General features: G+C 57.2%; 15 protein-coding genes and 1 riboswitch. Of the genes, 10 read left to right on the plus strand and 5 right to left on the minus strand.

What is annotated here, in order from left to right:
* Window positions 1-205: 205 nt before the first annotated feature.
* The 4 genes from PSTEL_RS02880 to PSTEL_RS02895 all read right to left on the minus strand — a co-directional run bounded on the left by PSTEL_RS02880 (window position 206) and on the right by PSTEL_RS02895 (window position 3293).
* A complete protein-coding gene (locus PSTEL_RS02880) occupies window positions 206-691 on the minus strand; it encodes a nitroreductase family protein (protein ID WP_038693366.1) in 486 nt (161 codons plus the stop codon).
* The gene (locus PSTEL_RS02885) at window positions 678-1025 is read right to left on the minus strand and encodes a hypothetical protein (protein ID WP_038693368.1); all 348 of its coding nucleotides are present in this window, start codon (window positions 1023-1025) and stop codon (window positions 678-680) included. The genes PSTEL_RS02880 and PSTEL_RS02885 overlap by 14 nt, the downstream gene beginning before the upstream one ends.
* 184 nt (window positions 1026-1209) lie before the next feature.
* Window positions 1210-2223: a bifunctional glycosyltransferase family 2/GtrA family protein gene (locus PSTEL_RS02890; RefSeq protein WP_038693369.1), complete on the minus strand. Its 1014-nt coding sequence runs from the start codon at window positions 2221-2223 to the stop codon at window positions 1210-1212.
* Window positions 2224-2255: 32 nt separating this feature from the next.
* Window positions 2256-3293, minus strand: coding sequence for a phosphodiester glycosidase family protein (locus PSTEL_RS02895; RefSeq protein WP_038693371.1), 1038 nt, complete (start codon window positions 3291-3293; stop codon window positions 2256-2258).
* A gap of 367 nt (window positions 3294-3660) precedes the next feature.
* On the opposite strand from PSTEL_RS02895, the gene PSTEL_RS02900 reads away from it, so the two are divergent.
* The 9 genes from PSTEL_RS02900 (at window position 3661) to PSTEL_RS02940 (ending at window position 14468) form a co-directional block, all read left to right on the plus strand.
* On the plus strand, window positions 3661-7245 hold the full coding sequence (locus PSTEL_RS02900) for an alpha-amylase family glycosyl hydrolase (protein WP_038693372.1): 3585 nt from the start codon (window positions 3661-3663) through the stop codon (window positions 7243-7245).
* A gap of 419 nt (window positions 7246-7664) precedes the next feature.
* A complete protein-coding gene (locus PSTEL_RS02905; protein ID WP_038693374.1) occupies window positions 7665-8282 on the plus strand; it encodes an RNA polymerase sigma factor in 618 nt (205 codons plus the stop codon).
* Complete coding sequence (locus PSTEL_RS02910) at window positions 8224-8574, plus strand: hypothetical protein (RefSeq protein WP_038693376.1); 351 nt, start codon at window positions 8224-8226, stop codon at window positions 8572-8574. Before PSTEL_RS02905 ends, PSTEL_RS02910 begins: the two co-directional genes overlap by 59 nt.
* A 37-nt stretch (window positions 8575-8611) precedes the next feature.
* The gene (locus PSTEL_RS02915) at window positions 8612-9490 is read left to right on the plus strand and encodes an ABC transporter ATP-binding protein (RefSeq protein WP_038693378.1); all 879 of its coding nucleotides are present in this window, start codon (window positions 8612-8614) and stop codon (window positions 9488-9490) included.
* A complete protein-coding gene (locus PSTEL_RS02920; protein ID WP_038693379.1) occupies window positions 9487-10923 on the plus strand; it encodes an ABC transporter permease in 1437 nt (478 codons plus the stop codon). The genes PSTEL_RS02915 and PSTEL_RS02920 overlap by 4 nt, the downstream gene beginning before the upstream one ends.
* On the plus strand, window positions 10920-11603 hold the full coding sequence (locus PSTEL_RS02925) for a hypothetical protein (RefSeq protein WP_038693381.1): 684 nt from the start codon (window positions 10920-10922) through the stop codon (window positions 11601-11603). Before PSTEL_RS02920 ends, PSTEL_RS02925 begins: the two co-directional genes overlap by 4 nt.
* 170 nt (window positions 11604-11773) lie before the next feature.
* Window positions 11774-11833: riboswitch (Fluoride riboswitch) on the plus strand.
* Between the two features lie 67 nt (window positions 11834-11900).
* Complete coding sequence (locus PSTEL_RS02930) at window positions 11901-13223, plus strand: voltage-gated chloride channel family protein (protein WP_038700026.1); 1323 nt, start codon at window positions 11901-11903, stop codon at window positions 13221-13223.
* Window positions 13224-13559: 336 nt separating this feature from the next.
* Window positions 13560-14006 carry a MarR family winged helix-turn-helix transcriptional regulator gene (locus PSTEL_RS02935; RefSeq protein ID WP_052098151.1) on the plus strand — a complete coding sequence of 149 codons (447 nt, stop codon included), beginning with the start codon at window positions 13560-13562 and terminating at the stop codon, window positions 14004-14006.
* 96 nt (window positions 14007-14102) lie between these two features.
* Window positions 14103-14468, plus strand: coding sequence for a YidH family protein (locus tag PSTEL_RS02940; RefSeq protein ID WP_038693383.1), 366 nt, complete (start codon window positions 14103-14105; stop codon window positions 14466-14468).
* 98 nt (window positions 14469-14566) lie between these two features.
* On the opposite strand, the gene PSTEL_RS27845 is transcribed toward PSTEL_RS02940, so the two are convergent.
* Window positions 14567-14773, minus strand: coding sequence for a hypothetical protein (locus PSTEL_RS27845; RefSeq protein WP_169744526.1), 207 nt, complete (start codon window positions 14771-14773; stop codon window positions 14567-14569).
* Window positions 14774-14895: 122 nt separating this feature from the next.
* On the opposite strand from PSTEL_RS27845, the gene PSTEL_RS02945 reads away from it, so the two are divergent.
* The gene (locus PSTEL_RS02945) at window positions 14896-15075 is read left to right on the plus strand and encodes a hypothetical protein (protein ID WP_038693385.1); all 180 of its coding nucleotides are present in this window, start codon (window positions 14896-14898) and stop codon (window positions 15073-15075) included.
* The last annotated feature ends 148 nt before the right edge of the window (window positions 15076-15223 follow it).

Here is a 15223-nt window from a genome sequence, read left to right on the forward strand (position 1 = left end):
GGACCTCAAGCAAGGGTAACGGCATATCCGCAAAATGGAGAATGCGCACATCCAAAGGGATTTCAGGCCAAATGCATGTCTAGAATTTCTTTCTGGAATCTCGCACTGGCTGAGAAAGATTCATTGGCCGAGAGGCAGAATGAATAGATAACCGGAGCCGGTCTGATGGTTTGTTCCGTACTCCGGTATCTTGAATGGGGCGGGTTTAGGGCAGGCGGGTGAGCTTGGCGGAAATCGGGGTCCGCGGCTTGACCTCTGGCACTTCCGCAGGATAACCGACGCCGAAGACGCCAATGACATCATAGCCCTCGGGCACGCCCAGAATTTCGCGATTATGGGGCAGCGCGCCGAGCGAAGACCAGAAAGTGCCTGCACCGGCTTCATGGGCGGCCAGCAGGAAATTCTGTGCAAAGCAGGAGGCGGCCATCACATTCTCGTCGCGCTCGAACGGCGTCGGCGCGGGTTTGGACAGCACCGCAAGCACGACAGGCGCCTGGCCGAAGTCGGTCTTGTGCTTCAGTGCGGCCCGGGTGTCTGCTCCGACCAGCAGGAGCTCCCAAGGTTCGTTCATGCGGTGATTCGGCGCGTAGCTTGCAGCTTCCAGCCAGGAAGCGAGCTCACTCTCGCTGATCGGATCGGGCTTGAACGCCTTGATATTTCTGCGGGTCTTGATAGTGTCAGTTACGCTCATGATTCGTATCCTTCTCTTCGGGTGTCTTATCGCTGCCAGCGGGGGTTTCCCGCAGTTCGAATGCATGGATAAACTCTTGAATTATTGAATCGACGGCTTTCAGTTCACCGCTGATGACTTGCTTGATGGACTCATATTCCGGCTGATCAAGCTGCTGCACTAGGGTGGAGCGCTTCAGATCAAGTCTCTCCAGAAAAGCGACCGCACGGCCGCGCCGAAAGGTCTGGGCGCTCTGGAAGCGCTGCTTGTGCTTCTCATCATGCTCACAGCCCCGTTTTCCGTAATGCCCCCTGGGACCGTCAAATCCCTCATGTCCGTGTCTGCCTTCACGCATTGCAATCTCCTCCTTGAAATGTATACATTCGTATACGGGATGATTGAATGTATACAAATGTATACTCGATTTTGCGGATTGTCAAGATTTACTTATGTGCCATCAGCCAGGGCAAGTATAAAGCCGGCGCGTACCCGAAAGTACGGCGCCGGCTTACGGATGCTTGCGGCCGGTTAACTGCGGATCAGAATACAAACTTGCGCTGCGACCAGTAACTGAACGCGAACAGGAAGCCTTCCGTCAGCAGTTTGGCGATGAGCAGCGGGAAGCCCAGGCTTACGCTCAACACATCCAGCAGGCCGTAGTTAAGCAGCAGAATCAGCACAACCAGCGCAAAATATTTCGGCGCCGAGGAGATGAATGCCGACTTCGGCTTGCTGCTGAATACGTACCGGCGGTTCAACAGGTAATTGAAGACCGAGCTGCACAGCCGGGCGCCGATGACCGAGAAGAGCAGATGGCCGGTCATGCTCTGAAGCAGCAGAAGCATGACGATATCGAGAACGGCTGACAGCACCGAAGATGAGCAGAACTTCAGAATTGGACCGTACACCTTGACAGAATCGGCAATCGGGCGGAAGTGCGACGATTTGTTGTTCTCCAGGTATACGGTATCGATCGGAATCTCATGGAGCCGGTAACCGTCTCCTTTTGCTCTGAGCAGCATGTTCATTTCATATTCAAAGCGCTCGCCCGGAATCCGGCACAGCCATTCCAGCATCTCCGCCGGGAAGCCGCGAAGGCCGGTCTGGGTATCCTGAATCCGTTGACCGGTGCTCAGCGCATATACCATGCGGGTGGCGCTGTTGCCAAAGCGGCTTCTTAGCGGAACTTGGCCGGTAAAATGCCGGCTTCCGAGCACGATCTCGTTCCGGCGGCCTTCCACCGCATCCGCGATCTTCTTAATGTCGTCCGGCAGATGCTGTCCGTCGCTGTCGGCACAGACGATGCTCCCGGCCTCACCGGTATCGATCAGGAAGCGAAAGCCTGTCTTCAACGCCCGGCCTTTGCCGAGATTGGTATCATGGGCCAGCACGGTGCAGCCGGCTTCGCGGGCAGATTTGAAAATATCGCGGTACGCCTCGCCGCTGCCGTCATCGACAATGACGATTCGGAAGATGCCTGCCGCCTTCAAATGATGGATTAAGGGCAACAGTCTGCGGTCGGGCTCATATGCGGGAATCAATACGGTTGTCATAGTCTGCCTCCTTCATACTTCTTCATTGCCGGTTATTCGGCGATAAAAATAATGTCGCTCACGCCGCGCTCCTGCCCCTTGCTGCCTGGGCTGTTGACGACTTTGCCGTTAAAATACATGGTGGATGATCCGCCGCCGTCGAGATTGTATGCTTCGGTGGCGCCCAGGTCCTTGAACAGCTGCGCGAATTCGTTCAGGGTCATGCCTCTGCTGTAGCCTTCCTGCCGGCCGTCGACGACGACGAACACATAATGGTTCGGGGAGATGATGCCGATGCCGGTACGCGGGTTGGCGCTGTCGATCGAGCGGTTGCCGAAGTTCGTGTCGATGCTGACATTCTCGAAATCGGTGACGGCCACACCGTCATTCACGAGAACCGGACCGAACGAGAAGGTGTTCGTAACGCCTTCTGCCAGCAGTTCCTCTGCGGAAGTCTCCTCCTCGTTGTACGAATCCATCGTGCCGTCGCTGAACAGGGCAAGCCCTTCGCGCGCGGGTTCATTGCGGTACAGTGTGCCGTTGCGGATGACGACGCCATCGTTGCGGAAGCCGTAATAGTCGCCGTTAATGGCGAGAATCGCATTGTTAGAAGAAGCGATCTCTGAAGTGTTCTCGATAATGTTGCGGCCAAAGGCGTTATCCGCAAAGGCGGTCAGGAGATTGGCCGAGCTCTTGAGCTGGACGTCTGCGACATAGTACGTGATCTTGTCCGACCCGCTGCCGGTCTCCACCTTCTTGACGGCGATATCGACATCATCGCTGTTGTAGTTCCAATCATCGGATGAGGCGCTGTCTGCCGCGCTGCCGATTGATGATGCCGAACCGGTCCCGGAATCCGAGCCCGCGGTTGAGCCAGTGCTGGCGGCGGTTGTTGTGCCGGCAGAAGCCGATGCGGAATCGGCGGTGCTTACGGCCGCAGTTTCGGAAGCAACGGTAGGCGCTGCGACGACAGCCTCCACATGCTCGATTAAGTAACGGTCCGCCAGTCCGTATACGGTGGCGCCGATCGCGGTAAGGGAGAGGGAAAGGACAATAATCAGTTTTTTCGGTGATTTTCTCTTCTTGCTCATCAGGGTCACTCCTTGCCAATTCGATTCGATATCCCCACAATAGGCCCGTTTACTTAAATGAGTCTTAAATGAAAATCAGCTTAGAATTCCCCTTTAAGCGCAAGCGTTTTCAAATTTCACACGAAAGTAGGATTGACTGGGAAAAGGTGGGCGAATATACTCATTAATGAAATCACCATTGGGTGCCCAGCTTTTGACAACGATCAGCGAAATGGAAGTTCATTTTCTGCAAACGCATACAATGGTCTTTTTTATCAAGCTAAGAGAGGAGGTTGTGGGGTAATCCAGCTTTTCGCTTAATTTTGCAAACGTTTGCGCAGACACTGGGAGTTGTTCATCTAATTTTAAAATGTGGGAGGTAGTAAGCTTGGCAAGACAAAAATCAAGGTCTTTAATTTCTGTTCTGCTTGCATTTGCGCTCTTCTTCGGGTTGTTATTCGGCTTATCCGGCGGAGCCTCGGCCAGCAACACCGATTATACCGTTTCGTATACCAACACGACGGCAACGGCCGTAACGCTGCACTGGACTGCGAATAGCTGGTCGACCGTCAACGATACGGCGATGACGAAGAGCGGCACCACTTTTACAGCCAAGATCAATGTCCCGGAAGGCGCCTCTCTAACCTACTGCTATCACATTACAGCCCCTAGCGACAGCTGGGATAACAATGGCGGGAAGAACTGGACGGTCATTGTCCCCACAGCCGGCAAGTACGAGGCCGAGAGCGCATCGCTGTCAGGCGGCGCCAAAGTCAATACCGATCACACCGGCTATACGGGGACCGGCTTCGTTGATGGATACACTGTGTCCGGCGCAGCCACGACTTTCACCGTTCAGGCCACCGCAGACGGCACATATAACGCAGCTTTAAGGTATGCCAACGCTTCCGGAAGCGCGAAGACGCTGTCGATCTATGTCAATGGAGTAAAAGCCAAGCAGACCACTCTGGCGAGCCTCGCCGATTGGAACACCTGGAGCACTCAGACGGAAGCGCTTACTCTTGTGTCGGGCGCCAATACGGTTGCGTATAAATACGATTCAACCGACACCGGCAGCGTCAATCTCGATTACATTACCGTCACTGAGGGCGTCTCGCCGTCTCCAAGCGCTTCGGCCTCGCCTACAGCAACACCAACAGCTACTCCAACGGCAACACCAACGGCTACATCGACCGCTACCGCTACGGCCACGGCAACAGCCACACCAACTGCTACCGCAACAGCAACCGCTACCGCCACAGCTACGGCAACCGCAACCGCGACAGCCACACCAACGGCTACGGCAACAGCGACAGCTACGGCCACGCCAACCGCAACTGCTACGGGGCTGACGGTCCATTTCAAGAAGCCTGCATCCTGGGGCTCATCCGTCCGGATTCACTACTGGAACCTGAGCCCTTCAACCGTGCCAACAAGCGGAGCCTGGCCGGGAATCCTCATGAATTCGGACGGCAACAGCTGGTACAGCTATACGATTACGGGTGCGACAGGCTCCAGCCTGATCTTCAATGACGGCAGCGGCAAGCAGACCGCCGATCTGTCCCGCAGCGTATCAGAAGGCTGGTACTATACGGACAATGTCTGGTATAACGCCAACCCGGAAACGCCGAAGATCCCGGTCATCTCCGTCTCGCCGACGCCTAAGACCTATGATTCCGCCCAGACGGTGACGCTGACCAGCACCAATACGGGCGATAGCATCTACTATACGACCAACGGGTCTGAGCCGACAACGTCATCGACTCTGTATACGGGACCGATTCAGGTGTCCTCTTCCGTGACGATCAAAGCCTTTGGCGTGAACTCGGCCGGGCAGGCGGGAAGCGTCTCGTCCTTCGCTTATGTGATTGACTTGAACGCCGATCTGACGGCGCCGACCATTACCGCGAACCTGCCGGTCAGCCAATCGGATTCGTCGGTCAGCGTCTCTTTTAACCTAAAGGACAACAAGGCGGCCACAACGACAGCTTACTATACGGATAACGGCACGGAGCCGACCACCAGCTCCAAGGTCTATACTTCGGGCAATGCCTTGGCCGGTCTGACCGGACCATCCATCCTCGTCACCAAAACGACGACCCTCAAGTTCCTTGTGGTGGACGGGGCCGGCAATCAGACGACGCAGAGCTTCTTCTATAACGTCGGGAATACGGGTGATTTCCGCGAAGACACGATTTACTTCGTCATCACCTCCCGCTTCTACGATGGAGATCCGAGCAATAACGTGCATGCCTGGGATGACGCCAAGGCTGGGAATCCGGATTCCGATCCGGCCTGGAGAGGCGACTTCAAGGGGCTGATCGAGAAGCTCGATTATATCAAGGCGCTCGGCTTCAGCGCGATCTGGATTACTCCGGTTGTAGAGAACGCCAGCGGATATGATTATCACGGCTATCATGCGATCAATTTTGCCAAGGTGGACCCAAGGTACGAATCGGCCGGGGCTTCCTATCAGGACCTCATCAATGCGGCGCACGCCAAGGGTCTCAAGATCATTCAGGATATCGTCGTCAACCATACGGGCAACTTCGGGGAAGAGAATCTGTATCCGCTGTTCAAAAAAGATCCGACCAAGCCGGACACCGTTAACAACATGCTCAAAATTACGGATAAACTGCCGGCGAACTATGATACGATGACGCCCGACCAGCAGTATCAGGCCCGGATCGCGCTGATGAAAGACGCGGCCACCAACAATAACATTTACCACACCGAGAAGAGCCTCTCCTGGGAATCGTACACGGTGCAGACCGGCCAGATCGCGGGCGACTGCGTGGACCTGAACACCGAGAATCCAGTGGTTGATCAATATTTGATCGATACGTACAACCAGTACATCGACATGGGCGTCGACGCCTTCCGGGTCGATACCATGAAGCATGTGAGCCGGTATATTTTCAACAAATACTTCATTCCGGCCTGGAAGACGAGAGGCGGCTCGGACTTCTACATTTTCGGCGAAGTGGCAACCCGCTACAGAGACGTGTGGAACAGCGGCATTCCGGCCATCTCCACGCCGTTCTATACCTGGAAGGAATCGAAGGCCTATCCGGGCGACGGCAAAAATGACTACGAGTCCAACAAGCTGTCGGTTGAACAGAACTGGGCGGACAATTCGACTACGGCCAATCAGCCGACCTCGAACAATGCATTCCTGAACGGCAATACGTATCATGCACCAGACTATTCGATGCGTTCGGGCCTCGATGTCATCGACTTCCCGATGCACTGGGCGTTCAAGAGCGCGCAGGAAGCGTTCAGCATGAGATACGGCGACCAGTATTATAACGACGCCACCTGGAACGTCACATACGTCGACTCGCATGATTACGCGCCGGACGGGGCTCCCGAGAACCAGCGTTTCGCGGGCACGCAGGACACCTGGGCCGAGAATCTCGACCTGATGTTCACCTTCCGGGGCATTCCGGCCATTTTCTACGGGTCCGAAATTGAATTCCAGAAGGGCAAGGTCATCGACCCGGGTCCGAACGCGCCGCTCAGCACAACCGGCCGCGCTTACTTCGGGGATCACATCGAGGGCAGTGTAACGGTACAGGATTACGGCAAATACACGAATGCAACCGGCACGGTCGCAGAATCGCTCAACTATCCGCTGGCACAGCATATCCGGCAGTTGAACCTGATCCGCAGAGCGGTTCCCGCCCTGCAGAAAGGCCAATACTCCACGGAAAATGTATCGGGCAATCTGGCTTTCAAACGCAGATATACCGATACCGCCAAGGGCATTGACAGCTTCGCCCTCGTTACGATCTCGGGCGACGCCACCTTCACGGGCATTCCGAACGGAACCTATGTGGATGCAGTGACCGGCGACCGCAAGACCGTGACGAATGGCACGATCACGCTGAACTGCTCGGGCAAGGGCAACGCCCGGGTCTACGTCCTGAACGGCAGCGGCGGAATCGGCGTGACGGGAACGTATCTGAAATAAGGGCAGCAGCCTATGAGTTAAGTGAATAGGATAGGATTCTAAAAAAATGAAAGATCCCGCCGTACCTTCGCCTTACTCTTTAATGAGGTGAACTACGGTGGGGTCTTTTCATATTAGGGGTCAGCCAGAAACTTTTGGCTGGCCTATTTTCATAAATATAAGAAAGTATAAGCTGCGCGCTTATCACAGTCTCCTATTTCTCGGCAAACGCATGGCGTCTAAGGACGCCGTCAGGCGGTTATCCTTGAGGGGAGTTAGTTATCGCTGTTTTTCCAGCTATGTCTGGGGTATGGTTGGGTTATTAGGGTCGTGCTATGTTGGGCTATTATGTTGGACTTCGGTTATAGTGTAACGATTTGCACGGCTGCGGCGAATAAGAGAGGACAACCCGGAAGGAAGGGAGGGCGAAAGGCTCGGACATGGACCCGGAACAAGAACAGATCAAGCAGTTTGCTGCGGGAAGCCGGGCCGCCTTTGAAGCGCTCGTTATCCGTTACCGGCAGCCTGCTGTGGGCTTCGCCCGCCAATACGTACATGATTATCACATTTCGGAGGACCTCGTTCAGGACTGCTTTGCTTACCTGTACGTCTATCCGGGCAAATATGACTTTCGCAGTTCCTTCAAGACGTATCTCTTCACGCTGGTCCGTCATAAATGCCTGGATTACCTGCGGAAGAAAGGACGGAGGAAAGAGTGCGGCGGGCCGGCGGAAGATGTGCTCATCCGCGAACGGAGCGATCCGGCGGAAGAACCCGAACAACGCTTTCTCGCTGGCGAGGGCTGGAGTGAATGGGAGAGACGCCTGGACGGACTTAAGGACGATTACCGGACGGCGGTTTATCTTGTGGATGTGGAAGGCTTGACTCCCCGGGAGGCGGCAGCGGTGCAGGGCAAGTCCTCAGCGGGATTTCGGGTTACGCTGCATCGGGCGCGAAGGCAGTTGAAAGAATTCATGGAGAAGGAGGAGGACGATCCGTATGGCAGGCGAACATTCGCACAATGGAAGAGCGGAGGGAAAGAATCCGTTAACCGGTGATCCGTATTCCATTAATGCGGGGATGAGTGAAGATCAGGAGAGCTTCCTCCGCGGCATCTATGTCAAAGCGTCGATCATGGAATATGACCGTCTAGAGGCAGAGCGGGTACGTCTGAACCAGCGCAGGCTGTGGCGGCGGAATTGCATTCAAATCGCCCTGGCTGCGGCGAGTCTGGCTGCGGGTTACTTTGTGCTGCGGCATTACGCTTTCGATCCGGGATCGGTCTTCACATTGTCCGTTATCCTGATCGGGCTGGGAGCGGCGGTGGAGCAGATTGGAATTCGTGAATGAATGGCAAGCCCTTGGAGTGAGGGAAGGAGAGTGCGTGATGGAAGTGAAATTGAAGCAGTTGAGCAAACGTTACGGTGGCAAACAGGCACTGGAGGAAGTGACGCTGACCTGGGAAGAGGGTATACAGGGTCTGCTCGGTCCGAACGGCGCGGGAAAAACGACGCTGATGCGTCTGCTTGCCACCCTGCTTGCCCCTACGTCCGGAAGCGCTGAGATCGACGGCGTTCCGCTTGCGGACAAAGGGCGTATCCGCGAACTCGTCGGTTATTTGCCTCAGGAGTTCTCGTTCTACCCCGGGATGAGAGTCGCGGAGGCCATGGACTATCTCGCGCTGCTATCCGGCGTGAAGGGAGCGGCGGAACGCAAGCGGCGGATCGATGCGCTGCTGGAGGAGGTCAACTTGACCGCCCACCGCAAGGCGAAGGTCAGAGCGCTGTCGGGGGGGATGAAGCGGCGGCTCGGGATTGCCCAGGCGATGATTCACGAGCCGAAGCTGCTCATCGTCGATGAGCCGACCGCAGGGCTGGACCCGGAGGAACGCATCCGGTTCCGCCAGCTGCTGGCGCGATTCGCGGAAGGGCGGGTCGTCCTCCTGTCTACGCATGTGGTGGAAGACGTGGAGTCATCCTGCCGGGAGGTCACGGTATTGAAGGGCGGTAGCGTACCTTTTCAGGGCAATACCCAGGACCTGGCGGAACGGGCAAGGGGCCGGGTATGGCAGGCGGAGATGGACAAGAAGGAATGGGCGGCGGCGGGCAGCCGCTATAAGGTCGTGTCGGCTGTCGCGGCGGGTTCTTCCATGCAGGTCCGCCTGCTGGCGGAGGAGCGGCCGTTCCCGGACGCTGTAGCATCCGAGCCGACTATGGAAGACGGCTATCTGTGCCTCGTCGGCAAGGGAGGGGGCGCTGCGCTATGAGCTTTCCGGCGCTTGTCTTCAAGGAAATGCGCATGTTGAGCCGGAATCTGGTCTTCTATATGCTGATCGCTGTGGTGATGCTCTTCTATTGGACCAACTACGCCACCTCGGAGAGCTGGGGCGAGGGCCGGGCGCCTGTCCCGCCTAAGAAGCAGGCGGAACAGACCTCCGCTGTCCCCGCGCCGGCAGCAGAGCAGGCCGGACAGGCGGATGCGGCAGCGAAGGCCGGATCGGCAGAGGCGGCGACAAAGCTTGGATCTTCAAGCGCAGGAGCGGGCGAAGATGCAGAGGCCGCAGCGGCGAGTGCCGGGGAAGAGGCCCAGTCCCCGGCGGACGGGGAGGCGCCCCCAGCCGATATGGAAGCCCCGCCGCCTATGCCTGTCTATGGCTGGATGGAAATAACAGACCCCGGCAAAATCGCCGAGCGCTACATCCAGTACTTGCAGCAGGATTTGCGGAACGGCTGGATGAACCAGCGAATCGTATTCGGGATGTTCGCCCACCAATCGAAGCTGTCGGATCATGACAAGGCGAGTATGCGCAGTACGATTGATGAGCTGGAACAGGTGAAGTCGCATCCTGAGGCGTATACAGCAGAGAAGGTGAAGGCGATCGCTGCCGATCTCGACAAGAAGCTCGGAGGCTGGACCGAATATATGCGGGACGGCGCCACCTTCATAGAAAACATTGACACCTATGAACAGGCGATGGAGCACTACCAGGTCCAGGAGGCTGAATATAGCAGCCGCCTTGCCGAAGGTCAGGTCTACCCCGGCATGGCGAGGCTCTTCTGCGATTATGTAGGCTTGACCGCTGGAGTCTTCCCGGTCTTCCTTGCGGCCTTCGCCTTGAGCCGCGACCGTTCAAGCCGGATGCATGAATTGATTGCCAGCCGCCGGATCAGGGCCTTCACTTATGTTGGGGCGCGCTTTCTGGCCTATGCCGTCATGGTCTCGCTCATCTATATGCTGCTCTCTGTCTTCGCGGCGTGGCAGACCGCGACAGCGCTGGACGGCGCATCGGCTTTTGGCGAAGCGCTTCCCGTCTTTCTGGCCTACGGCGCGGGCTGGCTGCTGCCGACAATCTGGGCGACCACTGCGTTCGGCATGCTGGTCTACACCGTGTTCGGCAGCGGCATTGCGGCCGTCCCGCTGCAGTTCGCCTGGTTTGTAGTGTCGGCCTTACCCCTGATGGGGGACTACCGTGCCTATAAGCTGCTCATCCGCTTCAATACGGCCGCCCAGAGTGAGGCTTACCGGCATTATGCCGGAGAGATTGTGGCGAACCGGATGATCATTAGCGTCCTGGCGCTGGCGATGGCCGCAGCGGCATCCTTCCTCTGGGAGCGGCGCCGAAGCAGCGGGCGCGCCTCGGGCCGCAGCCGCAGGCGTATAGGAAGAAGCGCGGCAGCCGCCATGGAGGGAAGCCGATGAGCGGGCCGGACATCACCCGGCTTCCCGGGCGGCGAACCGGGGGCGGTGCGCTCCTTGTTCCGCTCGCGCTGCGCAATCTCCGTCTGCTTGCTTCTTACAATTGGCTTGCCGCGCTGCTCATGCTCGCCGTGATGGCGGCAGTCTCGAATGCCGCCTTCATGGGGCCGGGCGAAGCGGGCCTGTACGGAGAACGCTACGCCAGCCTTACCGGCCTGCTTCTTCTGCCCCCGCTCGCCATGCTCGACGCAGGCGGGATTGGCGAGACGCTGCTCGCCAAACGGCGGTCCCACGCCGTTACATTCCTGCTGCGCTGGCTGCTGACCGCCGGCTATGCCGGGCTGCTGCTTGCCGTCTTTTTCGAGCTGCTGCGGTTTATGGGAGCCGACTTTGCTCTGCCGCTTGCCGCCGGGGTATGGATTACCACCGTCGCTCTAGGTTCCTTCGGCCTGCTGCTCGCCGTACTCTTCCGCCATCTTGCAGGCGGATTTATCGCGGCCTTCGCCTGGTATCTGATCGACTGGATGTCGAAAGGCAAGTACACCGGGCCCTTTTATCTCTTCAGCATACAGAAGGGCGCATGGAATGACGACAAGCTGTGGCTGCTCGGTCTGGCCCTGTGCTGCGCCGCCGTCACCGCCTGGCTCCTTCCAAGGAGTCTGGGAACGGAAGACTATCGCTGAATAGGTGAGTTGGTCTGGTTGGTCTGTGAAGTGTCTTGCCATGTTCCATAATATGGTCACATCGCTGATTTCGCCTACTGTGCGTCCAAAATGCGCCTGTGCATCTGTGCGCCGTTTTATTGACGCCGCCGCCGAAATGCTATAAAATCGGTCTGACGCAAAAGACCGGGCTGATGAACGGCGATGGAGTTCGCCATAACCGCCGCAAGGCTGATGACTCCTACCAGTGGATTTCATTCCCTGGTAGGAGTCTGTTTTGTTATGGGGGCAGCCTGCGGAAGAAAGGACGTACAGAGGATGAAGATGTGGAGAGAGAAATGGGAGGCTTTGGCCGGGAAATGGGTGTACGCGGCGCTGCTTGGCACGCTGGTCAAATGGACGCTGCTGGGCGGGGGAGTGGGCATTCTGGCCGGGACCGCCTCGGCGTTCTTTCTGGAGAGTCTGGATTATGTGACGGGTGTCCGTCTGGACCATCCCTGGCTGCTGTTCCTGCTGCCGCTGGGCGGCGTGCTGGTCAGTTATCTCTATATGAAATTCGGCGGCAGCAGCGGCAAGGGCAATAATCTGATTCTGGAGCAGATCAACAACGGAAACGAGACGATCCCGCTGCGAATGGCTCCGCTCGTACTGTTCGGCACGCTGGTAACCCATCTCTTCGGCGGGTCGGCCGGCCGTGAAGGGACGGCGGTACAGATGGGCGGCAGTCTCGCTGAATGGTTCGGCAGAGCGCTGCGCGTCAGCCCGGCCGACCGCCGGATTTTGCTGATCTGCGGCATCAGCGGCGGCTTCGGCTCCATCTTCGGAACGCCTCTTGCGGGCACGGTGTTCGGGCTGGAAGTGCTGGCAATCGGGCTGATCTCGCATGAGGCGCTGATTCCTGCCTTCGTCGCCAGCTTTATCGGCAATCTCGTAACGACCGAGTTCTGGGGCGTCTCCCATATTCACTACCATATCGGTACAGTTCCTGCTCTGACGGCAGTGGTCGTCTTCAAGGTTGTGATCGCTTCGGTTCTGTTCGGGCTGGCCAGCACGCTGTTCAGCGAATTGACCCATGCGCTTAAGCGTTGGTATACGAAGCTGTTCAAGAACCCCATGCTCAAGAGCGCGGTCGGCGGACTTGTGGTGATTGCGCTTGTGTACATCGTCGGAACCCGGGATTATCTGGGGCTTGGCATTCCGCTGATCCAGCAGTCTTTCACGGAGCTGGTTACGCCGTTTGCCTTTTTGGGCAAGCTGGTGTTTACTTCATTGACGCTCGGGGCGGGCTTTCAAGGCGGCGAGGTGACGCCGCTGTTCGCGATCGGAGCTACGCTCGGCAACGCGCTGTCCGGCTTCCTGCATCTGTACGCGCCGTTTCTCGCAGGACTCGGCTTCATCGCCGTATTCTGCGGGGCGGCCAATACGCCGATCGCCTGCTTCCTGATGGGCATTGAGCTGTTCGGCTCGGAAGCCGCGATCTATATGTTCATCGCCTGCCTGATCAGCTATCTGTTCTCGGGGCATACCGGCATTTACACCTCGCAGCAGATTGGAACGTCCAAAAGCGCCATCCTCCGCATTCCCGGGGGCGCGACATTGGGCACGGTCAGGGATCTTATAAAGAAAAACAGGCAGAAATAGAATAAGCTGCCCGCAAGCGTCCAGACTGCCGTCAAGCCCCGGACTGCCAACAAGCGAAGCATCCAACTGCTGACAAGCCCCCGGACTGCCAACAAGTGAAGAATCCAGACTGCCAACAAGCATTCAGGCTTGCAGGTGAAGTCCGGGCGGTGTGCAAAAAAGGAACGAATGATATAATAAAAGCAACCCTGGGCATCAGGCCGCGCCACGCGGCGCCATCGATGATGAAAGGCCGGGATGGCCCCGAGGGCGGCTTGCCCGATTGAAGGCTTTCATAACCAGGCCCGTTTCAGAGGGCGCAGTTATTTTCAAGATAGACGAAAGGGAACTTACACTATGGATATGGCAGAATACGGCGGTCTTGTGACCGGCTGGCTGGCTCTGACGCATATGCAGGCGAACACGGCAGGCAAGCTGGAGCAGGCGCTGCAGGAGAAGCATAAGATGTCCCTGAAGGAATTTTATATGCTGCTGTTCTTATCGGAAGCCCCGGGCAAAAAGTTGCGTCTGCAGCAGCTGGAGTCTATGGTGGGCCTCAGCCAGAGCGCGATGTCCCGGCTGGTCAGCCGGTTTGAAGCCAAAGGCTGCGGCGCGCTCCAGAGGCATATTTGCGAGGCGGACCGCCGGAGTGTCTACACCTCGCTGACGCCGCTGGGACAGGAGAAGGTGGACCGGGCGTACGGAACGTTCCAGTCCGTGCTGCTGGAATCGCTGCCTGTCCGGGAGCTTGAGCAGACGCTGCGTGCGCTGCTGAATGCCAAGAACGCCGATGCCGGCACTTGACCTGAAGGCACGGGAATCTGCGGCGCGGTAGCTAAGCCCTTGATCCATCAATGTGCTGATGGGTTAAGGGTTTTAACATTTCAGGAGGTTAACGGAATGAAAGATCGGGAGAATGAATCGGCGTACATCCAGCAGCATCTGGCGAACGAGCGGACTTACCTGGCCTGGATACGGACGGCGATTGCTTTGGTGGGTCTTGGGTTTCTGGCGGCGGGGCTTGTGTTCCGCGAAAGCCGGTACAGCGGAGTCGGCCATATCACGGCTGCGGTTGCCGGCATTCTGTCGGTGCTTCTTGGCGGCGGAGTGGTGGCGGGAGCGACCATAGATTATTTGCGCAAAAGAGAGGGGATCAACAAAGGACAGTTTGTGTCCGCCTCCTTGTTGATTCGTGTGCTGTTCATCAGTCTCAGCGTGATCGAGATGCTGCTGATTGTGCTCGTCATCTTGATGCTGGTTGCGTAGCTATTTCTCTAATATGACAGCAGGAATGCAGTGAGGAAACGGTCTCTCCCTGAAGGGAGGGGCCGTTTTTCCATTGGCGGCGGAAATGCTTTTCTTGGTCACCGGATACTGCGCTTGCTGGCGCGGGAGCCGGATGCTTCAGATCGCTGAAGGAAGCGGCCAAGAAGCTGGCAGAGGGTGATCGGACCCTGCAGCCGTCCGCGTCCAGGCATGAGGCGTACAACGGGCTCTACGAACGCTACCGCCGGATTTACTCTGCGCTCAACGCCTATTACCGGGGCGAGTGACTGGACGGCTTGATTCACTAAGGGCGGATTTCCCTGGGAACAGCGGTTGCCATGAGAAGACTTTCTTGTTCTGTTCCTGAAATCCTTTATAATGGGAACATCAAGCGGAGGGGCTTCCGGACCGCCCAAAGGAGAGAATTATGAAGGGTAAAAATGTGCTTGCCGTCGCCGTCTCGATCCTGCTGATTGTCATCAGCAGCCAGATTCCGTCGGAGAAATCCGCCATGCTCGGCGTCGTTCAGCAGCTTCTGCTGGGCGTCGGCCTGATCGGCTGCCTGCTGGCGATGTGGAGATTCATCAAAGGCGGGAAGAAGAGCTGAAGGCTATGGCTATGGCCATGGCCTGAACAAGAAAATGGTGTCCTGCCGTCATCAGTGATGGCGGAGGACACCATTTTTGGTTTCTCGCTAATAAGGCTTGAAATGGATGTTGAGCTTGAGATATGAACGTATCGCACACCTTAAGTTC

Source organism: Paenibacillus stellifer (assembly GCF_000758685.1).
GTDB classification, from domain to species: Bacteria; Bacillota; Bacilli; order Paenibacillales; family Paenibacillaceae; genus Paenibacillus_AQ; species Paenibacillus_AQ stellifer.

Excerpts from the sequence above, each read along its gene's own strand:
- PSTEL_RS02925 (WP_038693381.1), top strand. The coding sequence starts at position 10,920 with ATGAGCGGGCCGGACATCACCCGGCTTCCCGGGCGGCGAACCGGGGGC.
- PSTEL_RS02880 (WP_038693366.1), bottom strand. The coding sequence starts at position 691 with ATGAGCGTAACTGACACTATCAAGACCCGCAGAAATATCAAGGCGTTC.
- PSTEL_RS02940 (WP_038693383.1), top strand. The coding sequence starts at position 14,103 with ATGAAAGATCGGGAGAATGAATCGGCGTACATCCAGCAGCATCTGGCG.
- PSTEL_RS02885 (WP_038693368.1), bottom strand. The coding sequence starts at position 1,025 with ATGCGTGAAGGCAGACACGGACATGAGGGATTTGACGGTCCCAGGGGG.
- PSTEL_RS02915 (WP_038693378.1), top strand. The coding sequence starts at position 8,612 with ATGGAAGTGAAATTGAAGCAGTTGAGCAAACGTTACGGTGGCAAACAG.
- PSTEL_RS02905 (WP_038693374.1), top strand. The coding sequence starts at position 7,665 with ATGGACCCGGAACAAGAACAGATCAAGCAGTTTGCTGCGGGAAGCCGG.
- PSTEL_RS02910 (WP_038693376.1), top strand. The coding sequence starts at position 8,224 with ATGGCAGGCGAACATTCGCACAATGGAAGAGCGGAGGGAAAGAATCCG.
- PSTEL_RS02935 (WP_052098151.1), top strand. The coding sequence starts at position 13,560 with ATGGATATGGCAGAATACGGCGGTCTTGTGACCGGCTGGCTGGCTCTG.
- PSTEL_RS02920 (WP_038693379.1), top strand. The coding sequence starts at position 9,487 with ATGAGCTTTCCGGCGCTTGTCTTCAAGGAAATGCGCATGTTGAGCCGG.
- PSTEL_RS02890 (WP_038693369.1), bottom strand. The coding sequence starts at position 2,223 with ATGACAACCGTATTGATTCCCGCATATGAGCCCGACCGCAGACTGTTG.
- PSTEL_RS02930 (WP_038700026.1), top strand. The coding sequence starts at position 11,901 with ATGAAGATGTGGAGAGAGAAATGGGAGGCTTTGGCCGGGAAATGGGTG.
- PSTEL_RS02945 (WP_038693385.1), top strand. The coding sequence starts at position 14,896 with ATGAAGGGTAAAAATGTGCTTGCCGTCGCCGTCTCGATCCTGCTGATT.
- PSTEL_RS02895 (WP_038693371.1), bottom strand. The coding sequence starts at position 3,293 with ATGAGCAAGAAGAGAAAATCACCGAAAAAACTGATTATTGTCCTTTCC.